Below are 16585 nucleotides of genomic sequence, written 5' to 3'. Positions count from 1 at the left end.
GCGGCATGACTCCCCCCGGCCACCCCCAGGAGCGCCCGACCGACTTCTTCATCAGCTACTCGCCGGCCGACGAGCGGTGGGCGTCCTGGATCGCCTGGCAGCTGGAGGCCGCCGGGCACCGGACGATGATGCAGGCGTGGGACTTCGTGCCCGGGACGAACTTCATCGACTTCATGGACCGGGGCCTCTCGGAGGCCAAGGCCGTGGTGGCGGTCCTGTCGCGCAACTACCTGCGGTCCCGGTACGGGCGGCTGGAGTGGATGGCGGCGCTGCGGGCCGACCCGGACGACCCGGCGCGCAAGCTCGTCACCGTCCGCATCGAGGACTGCCCGATCGACGGCCTGCTGTCCACGATCACCTACGTCGACCTCGTCGGCGTCGACGACCCGGACGAGGCGCGGGGCCTGCTGATGCGGCGCATCCGGGAGGCCCTCGCCGGCCACGCCCGGCCCCTGGACGGCCCCGGCTTCCCCGGCGGCCGCTTCGCGCCGCCCGGCCGGGCGGAGCCGCTCCCAGGCCGCCTGGAGCCGTCTGAGGGCGCCCAGGAGCCGTCCGGGCCCGGGCGGCAGGACCCGTCCGGGGAGCGTCCCGCCCGCCGGGCCCCCGCCGCCGCGCCGGCGTTCCCCGCGGCCGACGCCGGGGACGAGCCGCGCGAGCGGCTGAGCGTCCTGCACGTGTCGGGGCCCCGGTTCGGCCGCACCCTCGCCGAGCCCGGCGAGCCCACCACGGCCGCGGAGCTGCAGGACCGGATCTGGAGCGACGTGACGCGGCTGGCCGACGCCGGCGTGCCGCGTCCCGACCTGCTCGTGGTGACCGGCAACATCACCCACTCGGGCAGCCGCAAGGAGTTCGCCGAGGCGCTGTCGTTCCTGACGAGCCTGCGCGCCCTGCTCGGCCTGGAGGCGCAGCGCGTCGTCGTCGTGCCGGGGACCCACGACGTCACCCGCGCGGCCTGCCAGGCGTACTTCTCCAGCTGCGAGGCCGACGACATCGAGCCGCAGCCGCCGTACTGGCCGAAGTGGCGGCACTACGCGAACCTGTTCAAGGAGTTCTACCAGGGCATCGACGCGCTCATCTTCGACAGCGCCCAGCCGTGGACGCTGTTCCCCGTCCCCGACCTGAAGGTGGTCGTGGCCGGGCTCAACTCGACCCTGCCGCAGACGCACCGCGAGGAGGACCGGTACGGGCGCGTCGGCCAGGCGCAGGCCGCCTGGTTCAACGAGCGGCTCCGGCATTTCGAGGACGAGGGCTGGCTGCGCCTGGGAGCGATCGAGCACACCCCCATCCCCGGCGAGCCCGGCGCGCTGCGCGACCCCGAGACGGTGGAGTCGCTCCTCGGCGGCCACGTCGACCTGTTCTTCCAGGGCACGGAGTCGGAGTTCGGCGCGATCCCCCTGCTCGGCGGCGGTGTCCCGGCCGTGCCGGCGCTCGGCCCCGGCCGGCACCAGACCATCGTCCTGCACCGGGACGGCCTGGAGAGGTGGATCCCCGAGGCCGCCGCCCGGCGCGGCCCGGAACGCCTCGAACGGGCCTGGCCGAACGTGGACGGAACGTTCCCGCCCTCGCGCACGGAGGTCCCGCCCGCCCCGCCCGCCCCGGAGCTCGGCCCGGGGGCCGAGGACGGCGCCGACCCGGTCCCCGATCCCACGGCGCGCCTGCTCGACCGCCTCACCGAGGCGTGCGAGACGCGGTTCGAGCGGGCGACCATCCGGCGCGTCGTCCCACCCGCCGGTCCGGACGGACGGCAGGACCCGCCGCACCTGCTCCTCACCCACCTGGAGGACGGGTTCGTCCGCCAGTACCGCATCGGCGCCCACGTGGGGCAGGTGACGGAGGAGGACGTCGACGCGTTCGTCCGGCACGTCCACGCCGACGGGACCGACCACGGCTCGGAGCTGGTCTACCTGGGGCCGGCCCCCGCGCGGTCGGTGCGCGACGACGCGCTGCGGCGGGGCATCCGCGTGCGCAGCCTCACCGAGTTCCAGGGCCTGGTCGACCTGTCGGAGTACGTGACCGCCCAGACCAGGCGGCTCTCCGCGGAAGGCCTGTACCCGCCGTCCCTGTACGTCCCGCAGCGGTACCGGAACCTCGACCGCCTGCGCCCCGAGACCGGCCCGCAAGAGGAGCGCTCCGCGGCCGACGTCCACGAGGACGTCGTCGGCGAGATGCTGCGGCTGCTCGCCGCGGACCACGGGCGCTTCCTGCTGCTCCTCGGCGACTTCGGCCGCGGCAAGACGTTCGCGCTGCGCGAGCTGGCCCGCCGCATCCCCGAGGAGCTGCCGCACGTCATCCCGATCCTCATCGAGCTGCGGGCCCTCGACAAGGCGCACTCGGTGGACGGCCTGGTCGCCGCGCACCTGGCCAACCACGGCGAGGAGCTGATCGACCTCAAGGCGTTCCACTACATGCTCCGCCAGGGGCGCATCGTCCTGCTCTTCGACGGGTTCGACGAGCTGGTGACGCGGATGACCTACGACCAGGCCGCCGACCACCTCGACACCCTGCTCCAGGCCGCCCAGGACAAGGCCAAGGTCGTCGTGGCGAGCCGGACGCAGCACTTCGAGTCCCAGGCCCAGGTGCTGACCGCCCTCGGCGAGAAGGTCGGCGTGCTGCCGCACCGGCGCGTCCTCGGCCTGGAGGAGTTCACCCCGCCGCAGGTCCGCTCCTACCTGGTGAACCGGTACGGCAGCGAGGACGCCGCCGAGGCGCGCCTCGGCCTGCTGACCGGCATCGAGGAGCTGCTCGCGCTGACGTCCAACCCCCGGATGCTGTCGTTCATCGCCGACCTGCCCGACGACCGGCTGCGCGCGGTCGCGCAGGCCCGCCGCGCGGTCAGCCCGGCCGACCTGTACCACGAGATCCTCTCGTCCTGGCTCGCCTACGAGGCCGAGCGGGTCGGCGGCGCCGGCGGGCCGTCCGGGCTGAAGAGCGACGCCATGTGGCAGGCCGTCGGCACGCTCGCGCTGCGGCTCTGGGACGGCGACGAGCAGTTCCTGCGCCTCGCCGAGCTGGCCGACGTCGCCGAGACGCTCACCGGGCTCGCCGGCGGGCGGATGTCGTCCCACCAGGTCACGCACGCCGTCGGCGCGGGCAGCCTGCTCGTCCGCACCCCCGAGGGGCTGTTCGGGTTCATCCACACGTCGGTGATGGAATGGCTCGTCGCGCGGCACATCGCCGACGAGTTCGCCCGGGGCGCGGCGCCGGCCGTGCTGGGCCGCCGCGCCCTGACCCAGCTGATCGTCGACTTCCTGTGCGACCTCGCCGACACCCGCGCCTGCCAGGCCTGGGCGGCCGGCGTGCTCGCCGACCCCGACGCCGACGACACCGCCCGCGCCAACGCGATCCGCATCACCACGCGGCTGCGCACGCCCGCGCACACCGACCTGCGCGGCGCGCACCTGCAGGGCGAGGACCTGTCCTACCGCGACCTGCAGGAGGTGGACCTGACCGGCGCCGACCTCACCGACGCCCAGCTCGTCGGCGCGAACCTGTCGCGCGCCGTCCTGCGGGACGCGTCGCTGGCGGGCGCGCGCCTGGACGAGGCCAGGCTGACCGGCGCCGACCTGCGCGGCGCCGACCTGTCCCGGGCCCGCCTCGCCCGCGCCGACCTGCGGGACGTCGCCGTGGACGGCAGCCGCTGGACCCGCGCCGCGCTCGTCGCCGCCGACCTGCCCGACCGGATCGCCGCCGCGCCCGAGCTGCGCGAGGCCGCCGTCGCGCCCGGCCGCCCCATCGACATCCAGGTCGCCCCGGCCGCGGTGGGCGTCCCCTACGGGTTCCACTTCCAGACCAGCCGGCTCCCGCAGCCCCTCGCCTACAGCCCGGGCGGGTCCGTCGTCGCCATCGGCGGCGAGGACGGCGGCGTCCTCATCTGCGACGCCGTCACGGGCACCCCCCTGCGCACGCTCCAGGGCCACACCGACCGCGCCTACGCCGTCGCCTTCGACCCGGCGGGCAACGTCCTGGCGAGCGGATCCGCCGACGGCACCGTCCGGCTGTGGGACCTCGCCACCGGCCACGGCACGCACACCCTCGCCGTCCACCCCGACGGCGTGTGGCCCGTGGTCGTCGGCGGGCGCTCGGCGGCGGGCGGCGACCTCGTCGCGGCGGGCGCCGCCGACGGGACCATCCGCATCTGGGACATCGTGTCCGGCGTCCCGCTGCACGAGCTCGCCGGACACACCGCCCCCGTCTACACCGCCGTGTTCGACCCGGCCGGCTCCCTCATGGTCACCGGCGACTCGGGCGGCACGCTGCGCGTCTGGGACCTCACCACCGGCGCGCTCCTGCGGGAGCTGACCGGCCACCGCGGCGCCGTGTTCCGGGCCGTCTTCCACCCGGACGGCTCCCTCCTCGCCGCCGGGGACGAGGCCGGCGTCGTCCGGCTCTGGGACATCCGCACCGGCGAGATCAGGCAGGAGCTCCTCGGCCACACCGGGCGCGTCTACGCCATCGCGTTCCACCCGGACGGCACCCTGCTCGTCACCGGCGACACCGACGGATCGGTCCGCCTCTGGGAGGACGGCCGGCAGCGGGCCGTCCTGTCCGGCCACGGCGGCGGCATCTACCAGGCGACGTTCAGCCCGGACGGCGGCCGCCTCGCCACCGCCGACAGCGCCGGGTCCGTCCGGCTCTGGGACCCGCGGACCGGGCGGCAGCGCCTGGAACTCGCCGGCCACCGCGGCGCCGTGTGGCCGTTCGCGTTCCGCCCCGACGGCGCCCAGCTCGCCACCAGCAGCAACGACGGCACCGCCCGGCTCTGGGACGCCGAGACCGGCCAGTGCCGCACCGTGCTGCGCGGCCACGGCCGCCGCGTCACCGGCGTCGCGTTCAGCCCCGACGGCGGCATGCTGGCCGGCAGCGGCAACGACGGCCTCGTCCGGCTCTGGGAGCCGCGCTCGGGCCGGATGCTCCGCGAGCTGCGCGGCGTCGCCGACAACCTCACCGCCGCCTCGTTCAACACCCGCGACTCCCAGCTCGCCACCGCCACCAACGACGGCGGCGTCCACCTGTGGCAGGCGGGGACCGGCCTGTTCGAGCGCGAGCTGAACGTGGAGACCGACCACGTGTGGGCGCAGGCGTTCGCCCCCGCGGGCGACGTCCTCGCCACCGCCAACGACGACGACTCCGTCCGGCTCTGGTACTGGACGACCGGCCGCGAGATCGTCAACCTCGCCGACCACCGGGGCCGCGTCCGCTCCATCGACTTCCAGCCGGGCGGCGCCCTGCTCGCGACCGGCTGCGACGACGGTCTCGTCCGGCTGTGGCACCCCCGCACCGGCGAACTGACCGCCGTGCTGCGCGGCCACACCGACCGCGTCTACCAGGTGGCGTTCTCACCGTCCGGCGAGACCCTCGCCAGCGCGAGCAACGACGGCACCGTCCGCCTCTGGGACCCCACCACCGGCGAGGCCCTGCACACCCTCGCCGACCACGCCGGCCGCCTCTGGACGACCGCGTTCCACCCGTCCGGGGCCCTGCTCGCCAGCGCGGGCGACGACATGGTCGTCCGCCTGTGGAACCCCTCCAGCGGCCGCCTCCTGCACACCCTCGCCGGCCACACCCGCCGCATCTGGTCGGCCGCCTTCAGCCCGGACGGCTCCCTCCTGGCCAGCGCCGGCGACGACGGCGCCATCATCCTCTGGGACGTCACCGACCACACGGCCCCCGCCCGCCGCACGACACTGCTAGGCCTGGCCGAGGGTTGGGCGGCCCTGGCCCCCGACGGCCGCTACAAGTGGGAGGGCAACGCCACCGCCGAGTTCTGGTACGCCGTAGGCATGTGCCGCTTCGAACCCGGCGAACTGGACCCCTACCTCCCCGAAGTCCACCGCCTCCCCCTAGACGCCCCCTTCTAGGAGGCGGCGCGGCGGGTCAGGGCCTTCCAGAGGGCGTCCACCCGGGTTTTCAGGGCGTCCAGGGTGCCGTTGTTCTCGATCACGTGGGTGGCCACCGCGCGGCGGGCCTCGCGGGTCGCTTGGTTCGCCATGCGGGCTCGGGCGTCCTCTTCGGTCATGCCGCGGCGGGCCACCAGGCGGTCCAGCTGGGTCTCCTCGGGCGCGTCCACGACGACCACCTCGTCGTACATGTCGGCCAGGCCGTTCTCCGTGAGGAGGGGAACGTCGTAAACGACGACCGCGTCCTCGGGGGCGGCCTCCATCAGCTGCCGCATCCGCTCCCCCACCAGGGGGTGGACGATCGCGTTCAGCGCCGCCAGCCGCTCGGGGTCGGTGAAGACGATCTTGCCGACCTTCTCGCGGTCGAGGGCGCCGGAGGGCAGCAGCACCTCCTCGCCGAACTCGGCCACCACGGCGGCCAGGCCCGGGGTGCCCGGCTCGACGACCTCGCGGGCGATCTTGTCGGCGTCGATGACCAGCGCGCCGTGCCGCTCCAGGCGCGCCGACACCTCGCTCTTGCCCGAGCCGATCCCGCCGGTGAGTCCCACTTTCAGCACGGGCTCACCCTAGCCGTCAGGCCTTCGCCGCCGGGACGAGGGGCTTGCGCATGTGGACGAGCGTCAGGTGCGCGGCGACGCGCTCCCGGTGCGTCTCGCTGTAGCCGAGGCGGCGGTACAGCCGAAGATTCGCCTCGCTCAGGTGGCCGGTGAACAGCACGCACGCGTCGGCGCGGCCGGCGACCTCCTCCTCCAGCGCCGCCATCAGCCGCCGCCCGATGCCGCGGCCCTGCAGGTCCGGGACGACCACGAGCCGCCCCACCAGGCAGGTGTGGTCGCTGAACTGGGCGCGGACGGCGCCGACGAGGCGCCCGCCGAGCATCGCCTTCAGCACCACGGCGTCGCCCGCGAGCACCTTCCGCAGCTGCTCGCCGGACTCGACCAGCGGCGGGATGAACGGGTCGCCGTACAGCTGCGCCTCGGCGACGTACGCGGCCCGCTGGACGGTCATCAGCTCGCCCGCGTCGCCGGGGCCCGCACGCTCGATCACGACCGTCAGCTCGTCCATGGGCCCTCTCCCGGCGGGGGGCCGGCCCCCGGCACCCCCCGGTTCGCTTCGCTCATGCACCGTCTCCCGGTGGGGGGACGACCCCCCACACCCCCCGGTTCGCTTCGCTCATGCACCGTCTCCCGGTGGGGGGACGACCCCCCACACCCCCCGGTTCGCTTCGCTCATCCGACGACCCTAGTGGCGGACGGCTCTCACCGCCCGATCCGGACCGTCACCGCCACCGGATAGTGATCGGACGCGTCCGACTCGGGCACCCCGTAGTCGGTGACGAGCACCCCGTCCGACCCGAAGACCCAGTCGGTGCTGGCGCCGTCGGACCTGGTCGGGTACCCCTCGCCGCCGATCGCGGTGTTGCGCAGGTCGGTGCCGTCGGTCATCGCGGTCAGCTCGCGGCTGCCGGCGCCCGCGTTGAAGTCGCCGCCGATGAGGGTGCGGGGCGCCCCGCCCCAGGCCCGCAGCAGCGTCGCGATCGACCGGAGGCGCTCGTCGACCTGGTCGTCGCCGCCCTCCAGGTGCGTCGACCACACGTCCATCGTGGTCCTCCCGACGGCGAGCCGGGCCCACACGTAGCCGCGGATCTGCGACCAGTCGCCCTTGCGCATCCGGCCCGTCCCGGAGCTGCGCACCGGAAGCGACGTCAGGATCGCGTTGCCGAACTGCCCGTCGGCGGCGGGGCCCCAGATCAGCTTCATGCCGAGGCGCCGCGACAGCCACACGCCGACGTCGGTGGTGCCGGACAGCAGCGATCCCCGCCCGGCCTCCTGCAGCAGGACGACCTGGGCGCGCTGCCCCTCGATGACGCGGGCGATGCCCTCCGGGTCGAGCCGCCCCGACTGGTTGACCGCGTCGTGGATGTTGTAGCTGAGCACCCGAACCTGGCCGTTGGCGGGCGCCGCCGGGGCGTCCCCGTCCGGGGCGGCCACGGTGAACACCAGCGTGCCGATCAGCAGCGCCAGCGCGGCGGCGCCGGCGGTCAGCGCGCGCAGCGGCGCGCGGGCGGGCAGCGGGCCGCCGCGGGCCGCCGCGAAGGCGGCGAGGGCCCCGAGCAGGATCCCGGCGAGGCCCGGCAGCACGTTGTTCGGGAACGGCAGCGGCGACACGGCGCTGATCTGGTACGGGATCAGGATCGCGGCGATGAGCAGGCCGCCGAGCGCGGCGCCGGCGTCGACCCGCCACACCGGCCCGCCGGCCCCGGAGCGGCGCAGCGGCGCCCGGCACGCCACCGCGAGCAGCCACGCCGACAGCACCTGCCCGACGATCACGATGGGGACGACCTCGACGCCGGAGAGCGCGTACGTCCCGGCGACGGCGCCGGCCCCGACCCCGAGCAGCGTCCCGCCGAACACGCAGACGCCGCCCGGCACCGCGCGCACGGCGAGCCCCGACGCCAGGAACGCCAGGGCGAGGCCCTGCCCGGCGACGATCGCGATGTGCGCGCCGGTCAGCGACTGCCAGCCGGACGAGGCGATGAACGCGGGGCTGGACAGGACGAGGACCTGCAGCGCGAGGAACGGCCCGAACGCGGCGGCGCCGATCGCGTCCCGCCAGGAGATCCCGGGCGCGGTGACGGGACCGGACGCCAGCTCCCGGTAGAGCGCGGCGGCGCCGACCGCGACGAACACCAGGCACGCCAGCCAGGGGCCCACGCCGTCCCGCCACACCGGATCCCACGTGGCGAAGCACATCCGCACGGCGGCGTCGATGGACAGGCCCGCGACGGTGGCCGTGGCGAAGCCGACGCCGGACAGGCCGCGGGCGCCCTCGTACAGCGCCGCGACGGCGATCATGCCGATGGCGGTGCCGGCGAACGCCAGCCAGGTGCGCGGGTCGATGGCCTGCGCGAGGAGCCGGACGGCGAACAGGCCGCCGATGCCGGTGAGCAGCAGCGCGCGGGGGCCGGCGGCGCGGCGGATCAGCGGCGCGGCGAACCCGGCGAGGTAGATGACCGCGACCCCCACGGCCGCCGCCGCGGTGCCGGTCTGGTCGGCGAAGTGGTCGAGCTGGGGCAGCGAGAACCGCAGGGTCTGCGCGAGGACCGCGACGGTGACCGCGATCAGCGCGAGCCTGGCGGGGCCCTGCGGGACGATCGAGGGTCCGGCCGCGGCGGGGCCGCCTGTCCTCGTGCCTACGTCTGTGCTGGCCAATTGAACGAGTGCTCCCGGGGGACGAGCGGACCTGCGGGATTGGCGGACGCGCCTGGGCTGCGCCTGCGGCGGCGACCAGGTGTCGCCGCCGGAGGCCATCGTGACGCAAACCGAGCACGGCCGGAGGCCGATCCAGAAGATCGTTCTCCGGCCGTGTCCGGGACGTTCACCGGCTCGCCGCGCGGGGCCGCCGGAGCGGCCGGGCGCGGCGAGCGCGCGTCAGCGGGCCGTCACTGGCCGCCGGAGAGCTTCTCCCGCAGCGCCGCGAGCGCCTCGTCGGTGGCCAGGGCGCCACCGCCGGACTCGCTCTCGCCGCCGCCGGAGTAGGAGGTCTCGCCGCCGGTGGCCGCGGGCTCGGCGCCCGCCTCGGCCTCGGCCTTGCGGGCCTCCTCGATCTGCTTGCGGTGGGCGTCGAAGCGGGCGCGGGCCTCGGCGTACTGCCGCTCCCACGTCTCGCGCTGCTCGTCGAAGCCCTCCAGCCACTCGCCGGTGTCGGCGTCGAAGCCCTCGGGGTACTTGTAGTTCCCCTGGTCGTCGTACTCGGCGGGCATGCCGTACAGGGTCGGGTCGAAGTCCTCTTCCTCGATCCCGGCGGCGCCCTCGTTGGCCTGCTTGAGCGACAGGCTGATGCGGCGCCGGTCGAGGTCGATGTCGATGATCTTCACGAAGATCTCGTCGCCGACCTGGACGACCTGCTCGGGGATCTCCACGTGGCGCTCGGCCAGCTCGGAGATGTGCACCAGGCCCTCGATGCCCTCCTCGACCCGGACGAACGCGCCGAACGGCACCAGCTTGGTGACGCGGCCCGGCACGACCTGGCCGATCTGGTGGGTGCGGGCGAACTGCTGCCACGGGTCTTCCTGGGTCGCCTTGAGCGACAGGGAGACGCGCTCGCGCTCCATGTCGACGTCCAGGACCTCGACCGTGACCTCCTGGCCGACCTCGACGACCTCGGACGGGTGGTCGATGTGCTTCCAGGACAGCTCGGAGACGTGCACGAGCCCGTCGACGCCACCGAGGTCGACGAACGCGCCGAAGTTGACGATCGAGGACACGACGCCCTTGCGGACCTGGCCCTTCTGCAGGGTGTTGAGGAAGGTCTGGCGGACCTCGCTCTGCGTCTGCTCCAGCCAGGCGCGGCGGGACAGCACCACGTTGTTGCGGTTCTTGTCCAGCTCGATGATCTTGGCCTCGAGCTCGCGGCCCACGTAGGGCTGCAGGTCGCGCACGCGGCGCATCTCGACGAGCGACGCGGGCAGGAAGCCGCGCAGGCCGATGTCGAGGATGAGACCGCCCTTGACGACCTCGATGACCGTGCCGGTGACGATGCCGTCCTCGTCCTTGATCTTCTCGATCGTGCCCCAGGCGCGCTCGTACTGGGCGCGCTTCTTGGACAGGATCAGCCGGCCCTCCTTGTCCTCCTTCTGGAGGACGAGGGCCTCGACGTGGTCTCCGGTGGAGACGACCTCGTTCGGGTCGACGTCGTGCTTGATGGACAGCTCGCGCGAGGGGATGACGCCCTCGGTCTTGTAGCCGATGTCGAGGAGGACCTCGTCACGATCGACCTTGACGACAGTGCCTTCGACAATGTCGCCGTCGTTGAAGTACTTGATGGTCTCGTCGATCGCCGCGAGGAAGGCTTCCTCGGACCCGATGTCGTTGACCGCTACCTGCGGGGTGGTCGAGGTGGCCTCGGTGCTGCTCGTCATGTGTCGGCTGGCTCCGGTACGGACATGGAAGTCGTATGGGGTTGTGCGCGGAGGGCCGTTTTCCGCCCTGCCGAAGACCGGATTGGAACGCGGTCGCCGCCGCGTCAGTACACCGAACCGTTGTCGCCGACCTGACCGAGCGCGAGCCTGCTCCGTCCGAAGCGCGCGCAGGCCCACAGCGCAGCGATCAGGATATGGGACCGATCTCTCGTGGTCAATCCACAGGGACGGCCGCGATCAGTACATCCGCGCCTTCGCCCGGTACTCCTTGGCGAGCCGGTCCTCGGCCGCCTTGGGAAACGTCACGGTGTTCGGGTCACCGTCAGATGTGTACCGCTCATCGGGGTTCTTGTCCAGGTATTCGAGCCACGCGGTGGAACAGTACCGCGTGCAGTCGTTCTCCTTGATCTTGCCCTCGGAGCGGACCCGGTCGATGTTCCAGCGGTCGAAGTCGTCGTCGAACGGGGACAGGGCGGGCTTCCAGCCCGCGAGGAAGAGCCCCTGGAAGGCGTAGCGCCCGTCCTGCTTCTCGGCCCACGTCTTCTTCTTCGGCACGGCCCCGAACGGGTAGGCGAACGTGGTCGTGTGGGTCCCGGTGAGCCGGACGATCCGGTCCTCCATGTCCCCGATCTCCTTGTGCACCTGCTTCTCGGACATGCCGCCGAGATTCGGGTGGGACACCGTGTGGTTGCCGATCTCGAACCCGTGCTGCGCCAGCCACTTCAGTCCCGCGGTGGCCTGCGCGTCCTGCATCCCGAACAGGTCCTTGTTCAGGTAGAACGTCGCCACCGGCCGGAACCCCGGGTTCTCCCGGGCGACCTGCGTGAGGATCGCGACGGCGGTGTCCGGCGCCGGGTTGCCCTGCGCGTCGAGCGCGAAGTGGCCGGGCGTGCTGTCGTCGAACGTCAGGACCACCGGGTGCTTGCCGGCCGGCACGTCGAACCTCCCGCCGACGAACTCCGCCGCCGTGATCGGGTAGTAGCCGTCCTTGGCGAGGCCGGTCAGCTCGTCGTAGAGCTCCTTGGTCGTGCGGTCCAGCGACAGCTCCGGCTTCTTCAGGATCCGGTGGTACATCAGCACCGGGACCTGCCCCAGCTCGTTCGCCTTGGCCGCCACCGCGGCCGGCGCCGCCGCGAGGATCGGCGCGGTGGCCGCCACCGACGGCGACCCGCTCGCCGACGGCCCCGGCGCGGGCGTCCTCCCGGCCCCGGCCGCCTGGGCGGCCGGCGTGGCCCCGGACGCGGCGCCGGTGCGCCCGGCCGTGTCCTCCTTCTCGCGTCCCCTCCGGTCCCCGGGAAGCGTCAGCCCCAGGACCACGGCGCAGGCGATCACAACTCCAGCGATCTTGTGAAGGAGCGGCACGTTACCCCCGCCGGTAGACCCGAACAGGACCAGGGGGCCAGCGTACGACTCCCTGGACATCTACGGACACCCACTGGCGTACCCACATGATCCCCACGGCCCACACCCACCCGGACCCGCATCCCACCAAGTCCGATTACGGAGTGCCCACTACCCCGACAACCCCGGCCACCGCCGCAACCACGCGACAACCGAAATGGTTGCGATCGCGTCCGAAGGCAGGGACGAGCGAAGCGAGACCCTGATCGCGCAGCGAGCCGCAAGGCGAGCCGGAGCGATGCCAGCGATCGCCCGCGTTTCTCGACGATGGAGGGCCGCCAGGCCCGAAGGAGGAGACAAACGCAGAAAACTAGTGCGCCGCGTCCTGCCAGGTGCGGCCGGTGCCCATGGAGACGCTGAGGGGCGCGCGGAGCGCGTAGGCGCCGGCCATCTCGGCGCTGACCAGGGCCTTGAGGTCGTCCAGCTCGCCAGGGGCGACCTCGAAGACGAGCTCGTCGTGGACCTGCAGGAGCATCCGGGAGGCGAGGCCGGCGGCGCGCAGGGCGCGGTCGACGTTGAGGCTCGCCACCTTGATGATGTCGGCGGCGGAGCCCTGGATGGGGGCGTTGAGGGCCATCCGCTCGGCCATCTCGCGGCGCTGCCGGTTGTCGGAGGTGAGGTCGGGCAGGTAGCGGCGGCGGCCGAGGATCGTCTCGGTGTAGCCCTCCTGGCGGGCCTTGGCGACGATGTCGCGCAGGTAGTCGCGGACGCCGCCGAACTGCTCGAAGTACTCCTCCATGAGGCCGCGGGCCTCGTCCGGGGAGATCCGGAGCTGCTGGGACAGGCCGTAGGCGGACAGGCCGTAGGCGAGGCCGTAGTTCATCGCCTTGATGCGGGCGCGCAGCTCGGAGTCGATCTGCTCGGGCGGCAGGCCGAAGACGCGGGACGCGGTGATGGTGTGGAAGTCGGCGCCGGAGCCGAACGCCTCCAGGAGCGCCTCGTCCTCGGACAGGTGCGCCATGATGCGCAGCTCGATCTGCGAGTAGTCGGCGGTGAGGAGGGACTCGTAGGGCTCGCCGACGACGAAGGCCTCGCGGATCTGCCGCCCCTCGGCGGTGCGGATCGGGATGTTCTGCAGGTTCGGGTCGGTGGACGACAGGCGCCCGGTGGCGGCGATCATCTGGTTGAACGTGGTGTGGATGCGCCCGGCGTCGTCGGCCATCGGGATGAGCGAGTCGACGATGCTCTTGAGCTTGGCCACCTCCCGCCAGCGCAGGATGTGCTCCAGGACGGGGTGCGGCTCCTTCTCCAGGAGGGTCGTCAGGGCCTCGGAGTCGGTGGTGTAGCCGGTCTTGGTGCGCTTGGTCTTGGGCAGGTTCAGCTCGTCGAACAGGACCTGCTGGACCTGCTTCGGCGAGCCCAGGTTGAAGTCGTGGCCGACGGCGGCGTGGGCCTGCTGCTCCTGCTCCTTGACCTGGCCGCCCAGGGAGGCCGACAGCCCGGCGAGGTGGTCGGTGTCGACGGCGATGCCCGCGCGCTCCATGTCGGCCAGGACGCCGACGAGCGGCAGCTCGACCTCGTGCAGGAGGCGGGTGGCGCCGCGCTTGTCGAGGTCCCTGTCGAGGACGTCGGCCAGCTCGGCGACGGCGCGCGCGCGGACCGCGAGGGCCTCGGCCGCCTCCTCCTCGCCGGAGCCGTCCAGGGTGAGCTGGCCCGAGTCCTCGGTCTCGCTGCGCAGCTCGCGGTGGAGGTAGCGCAGGACGAGGTCGGCGAGGTCGAAGGTCCGCTGGCCCGGCAGCGCGAGGTAGGCGGCGAGGGCGGTGTCGCTGGTGACGCCCTCCAGCCGCATGCCGCGCGCGGCGAGCGCCAGCATCGGGCCCTTGGCCTCGTGGATCGCCTTGGGGCGGGCCGGGTCGGCGAGGTAGGCGGCGAGGGCGCGCTCGTCGTCCTCGACCAGCTCGGCGGGGTCGATGTGGACGGCCGGGCCCTTCTTGGACGCCAGCGCCAGCGCGGTGATCTCCCCGGTGCCGCGGCCCCAGGTGCCGGTGACGGCGATGCCGGTCCGCTCGCCGGTGTTGGCCTCCAGCCAGGTGCCGAGCGCGCCGGGCTCCAGCGCCTCCACCTCGACGTCGAATCCTTCGTCGGCCTCGGGCTCGGCCGCGGAGATCGAGGAGTACAGCCGCTCGCGGAGCACCCGGAACTGCAGCGAGTCGAACAGGGTGTGGATCTCCTCGCGGTCCCACTGGCCCATGGTGAGCTGCGGCGGCGTCAGCTCCAGGCCGACCTCGGTGTCGAGCTTGTTGATCTGGTGGTTGCGCAGCACGCCGGCGAGGTGCTCGCGCAGGTTGTCGCCGGCCTTGCCCTTGATCTCCTCCACCCGGGCGACGAGGGTGTCGAGGTCGCCGTACTTGGTGAGCCACTTCGCGGCGGTCTTCGGGCCGACCCCCGGGACGCCGGGCAGGTTGTCGCTGCTCTCCCCCACCAGCGCGGCGAGCTCGCGGTACCGCTCGGGCGGGACGCCGTACTTCGCCTCGACGGCGGCCGGGTCCATCCGGGACAGCTCGGACACGCCGCGAACGGGGTAGAGGATCGTGACGTCGTCGTTGACGAGCTGGAACGCGTCGCGGTCGCCGGTGACGATGAGGGTCCGCAGGCCCGCCCGCGTGGCCTGGACGGACAGCGTGGCGATGATGTCGTCGGCCTCGAACCCGGCGACCGACAGGCGCGGGATGCGCAGCGCGTCCAGCACCTCGAAGATCAGGCTGACCTGGCTGCGGAACTCGTCCGGCGTCTTCTGCCGCCCCGCCTTGTACTCGACGTACTGCTCGTGCCGGAACGTCGGCTCGGAGCGGTCGAACGCCACCGCGATGTGGGTCGGCTGCTCGTCGCGCAGGACGTTGATGAGCATCGAGGTGAAGCCGTACACGGCGTTGGTCGGCTGCCCGTCGGTGGTGGAGAAGTTCTCCACGGGCAACGCGAAGAACGCCCGGTAGGCCAGGGAATGCCCGTCCAGCAGGAGGAGCCGGTCACGCTTGTCAGGGGTCGTTGCCGTAGTCACCACACCAGGACTCTAGTCTGCGCGTACGACAGTTTTGTGGAGGCGTAAGTGACTGACACCGACGGCGCGGGCCCGCGGGACCCGGGCGCGAAGATCCACGCCGGGGACGGGCCCGGCGCGGAGGGCGACCTGGCCGCGTCCATGGGCGTGGAGTACCTGGAGGCGTCGGCCGAGCGCGTCGTCGGCCGCATGCCGGTGAAGGGCAACACCCAGCCCTACGGGCTCCTGCACGGCGGCGCCTCCTGCGTGCTCGCCGAGTCGCTCGGCTCCGTCGGCTCCGCCCTGCACGCCGGGCCGGGGCGCATCGCCGTCGGCATCGAGATCAACGCCACCCACCACCGGTCCGCCACCGAGGGGTACGTCACGGGCGTGGCGACCCGCCTGCACGGCGGCCGCACCCTCGCGACCTACGACATCGTCATCACCGACGAGCAGGACCGGCGGGTGTGCACCGCGCGCCTCACCTGCATGCTGCGGGACGCCCCCTCCGGAGCTTGATCCGCGCTTTCTTTGCGGTGCACGCCCCGGGGTCTGTAGCGTGGATGGGAACGGCCCGGGATCACCGAGTAGACAACGTACGCGCCCGGGGAAGGTTCGTACGGCCCCAAAGGTGATCCCGGGTCAACGCGTGTCCGGGACCGATCCGGCCGCCCCTGACACCGGTAGGCCGACACCGGTATAGGTGGATCACCGGTTGCGGTTGCGTTGCGAAACGCCCCTGGCCGTTCACCGGCGCCCGGCACCGGACGTACGTTCCGGGCATGCGCCACCGTGACACGCGCACCCGCCGCAGGCCGGCGGGCGCTCCCCTGGCGGGCGCCGCCCTCTCGCTGGCCGCGGCCCTCCTGCTCTCCGGCTGCTCGGGCTCCGGGGACGCCGCGGACCCGCCCACCTACAAGATCCCCGCCGAGACGGCCCGCGAGGGCGAGAGCGTCCCGCGGGGCAAGACCGGGAGCAGCGCCGACATGCGCTTCACCGTCATCGGCTTCCGGACGGACATGACCGACGTCATGGGCACCCACGCCGCGATGGACGCCAAGGGCGCCTTCACCCGCATCCGCCTGCTCGCCGTCAACACCGGCCGCGACATCCAGGTCTTCGACACCTGGAGGCAGCGCCTCATCACCGCCGACGGCCGCGCCCACTCCCCCGACGTGAACGCCACCATGATCAAACGGCAGCCGGAGCGGCTCTCCGTCGGCGCGGCCATGCGCGCCGAGTTCGACCTGTGGTTCGACATCCCCCGCGGCGCGAAGGTGAAGGCCGTCCGGCTCTACGGATCGCCTCCGGTCGGCGCCGTCAGCGACCCCGCGCCCGCCGAGATCGCGCTGCCCTGAGCGTCCCCGCGGACGCGAGCGCCCGCCCGTC

Annotated in this window: 9 protein-coding genes; 3 read left to right on the top strand and 6 right to left on the bottom strand. The window is 73.3% G+C overall.

Going from position 1 to position 16585, the window contains the following annotated elements:
• Nucleotides 1-5 precede the first annotated feature (5 nt).
• Nucleotides 6-5858 carry a TIR domain-containing protein gene (locus K8Z49_RS46605; protein WP_412517090.1) on the top strand — a complete coding sequence of 1951 codons (5853 nt, stop codon included), beginning with the start codon at nt 6-8 and terminating at the stop codon, nt 5856-5858.
• Here K8Z49_RS46605 and coaE read toward each other — a convergent pair.
• From coaE to polA, 6 genes are all read right to left on the bottom strand, one after another.
• Nucleotides 5855-6454, bottom strand: coding sequence for a dephospho-CoA kinase (coaE, locus tag K8Z49_RS46600; RefSeq protein WP_412517089.1), 600 nt, complete (start codon nt 6452-6454; stop codon nt 5855-5857). The genes K8Z49_RS46605 and coaE overlap by 4 nt on opposite strands.
• A gap of 16 nt (nt 6455-6470) precedes the next feature.
• On the bottom strand, nt 6471-6962 hold the full coding sequence (locus tag K8Z49_RS46595; RefSeq protein WP_412517088.1) for a GNAT family N-acetyltransferase: 492 nt from the start codon (nt 6960-6962) through the stop codon (nt 6471-6473).
• Between the two features lie 194 nt (nt 6963-7156).
• Nucleotides 7157-9109 carry an endonuclease/exonuclease/phosphatase family protein gene (locus tag K8Z49_RS46590; RefSeq protein ID WP_024936538.1) on the bottom strand — a complete coding sequence of 651 codons (1953 nt, stop codon included), beginning with the start codon at nt 9107-9109 and terminating at the stop codon, nt 7157-7159.
• 230 nt (nt 9110-9339) lie between these two features.
• On the bottom strand, nt 9340-10818 hold the full coding sequence (gene rpsA / locus K8Z49_RS46585; protein ID WP_075019929.1) for a 30S ribosomal protein S1: 1479 nt from the start codon (nt 10816-10818) through the stop codon (nt 9340-9342).
• 237 nt (nt 10819-11055) lie between these two features.
• Nucleotides 11056-12150 carry a polysaccharide deacetylase family protein gene (locus tag K8Z49_RS46580; RefSeq protein WP_412517087.1) on the bottom strand — a complete coding sequence of 365 codons (1095 nt, stop codon included), beginning with the start codon at nt 12148-12150 and terminating at the stop codon, nt 11056-11058.
• A 379-nt stretch (nt 12151-12529) separates the two neighbouring features.
• Nucleotides 12530-15220, bottom strand: a complete 2691-nt coding sequence (polA, locus tag K8Z49_RS46575) for a DNA polymerase I (protein ID WP_412517086.1) — start codon at nt 15218-15220, stop codon at nt 12530-12532.
• Nucleotides 15221-15358: 138 nt separating this feature from the next.
• On the opposite strand from polA, the gene K8Z49_RS46570 reads away from it, so the two are divergent.
• Together K8Z49_RS46570 and K8Z49_RS46565 are read left to right on the top strand one after the other, a co-directional pair.
• Nucleotides 15359-15715: a PaaI family thioesterase gene (locus K8Z49_RS46570; RefSeq protein WP_235206576.1), complete on the top strand. Its 357-nt coding sequence runs from the start codon at nt 15359-15361 to the stop codon at nt 15713-15715.
• Nucleotides 15716-15978: 263 nt separating this feature from the next.
• Entirely contained in the window at nt 15979-16554 is a 576-nt protein-coding gene (locus tag K8Z49_RS46565) for a DUF4352 domain-containing protein (protein ID WP_075019926.1), read from the top strand.
• Nucleotides 16555-16585: the final 31 nt, after the last annotated feature.

Source organism: Actinomadura madurae (genome assembly GCF_047130825.1).
Lineage (GTDB): Bacteria > Actinomycetota > Actinomycetes > Streptosporangiales > Streptosporangiaceae > Spirillospora > Spirillospora madurae.
Note: the sequence above shows the minus strand (reverse complement) of the source record. Positions and strands in the feature narration are given on the sequence as shown.

What these genes read in the sequence shown, in the direction of transcription:
- K8Z49_RS46605 (WP_412517090.1), top strand. Translation starts at nt 6, where the DNA reads ATGACTCCCCCCGGCCACCCCCAGGAGCGCCCGACCGACTTCTTCATC.
- K8Z49_RS46595 (WP_412517088.1), bottom strand. Translation starts at nt 6,962, where the DNA reads ATGGACGAGCTGACGGTCGTGATCGAGCGTGCGGGCCCCGGCGACGCG.
- rpsA (WP_075019929.1), bottom strand. Translation starts at nt 10,818, where the DNA reads ATGACGAGCAGCACCGAGGCCACCTCGACCACCCCGCAGGTAGCGGTC.
- K8Z49_RS46570 (WP_235206576.1), top strand. Translation starts at nt 15,359, where the DNA reads ATGGGCGTGGAGTACCTGGAGGCGTCGGCCGAGCGCGTCGTCGGCCGC.
- K8Z49_RS46565 (WP_075019926.1), top strand. Translation starts at nt 15,979, where the DNA reads ATGCGCCACCGTGACACGCGCACCCGCCGCAGGCCGGCGGGCGCTCCC.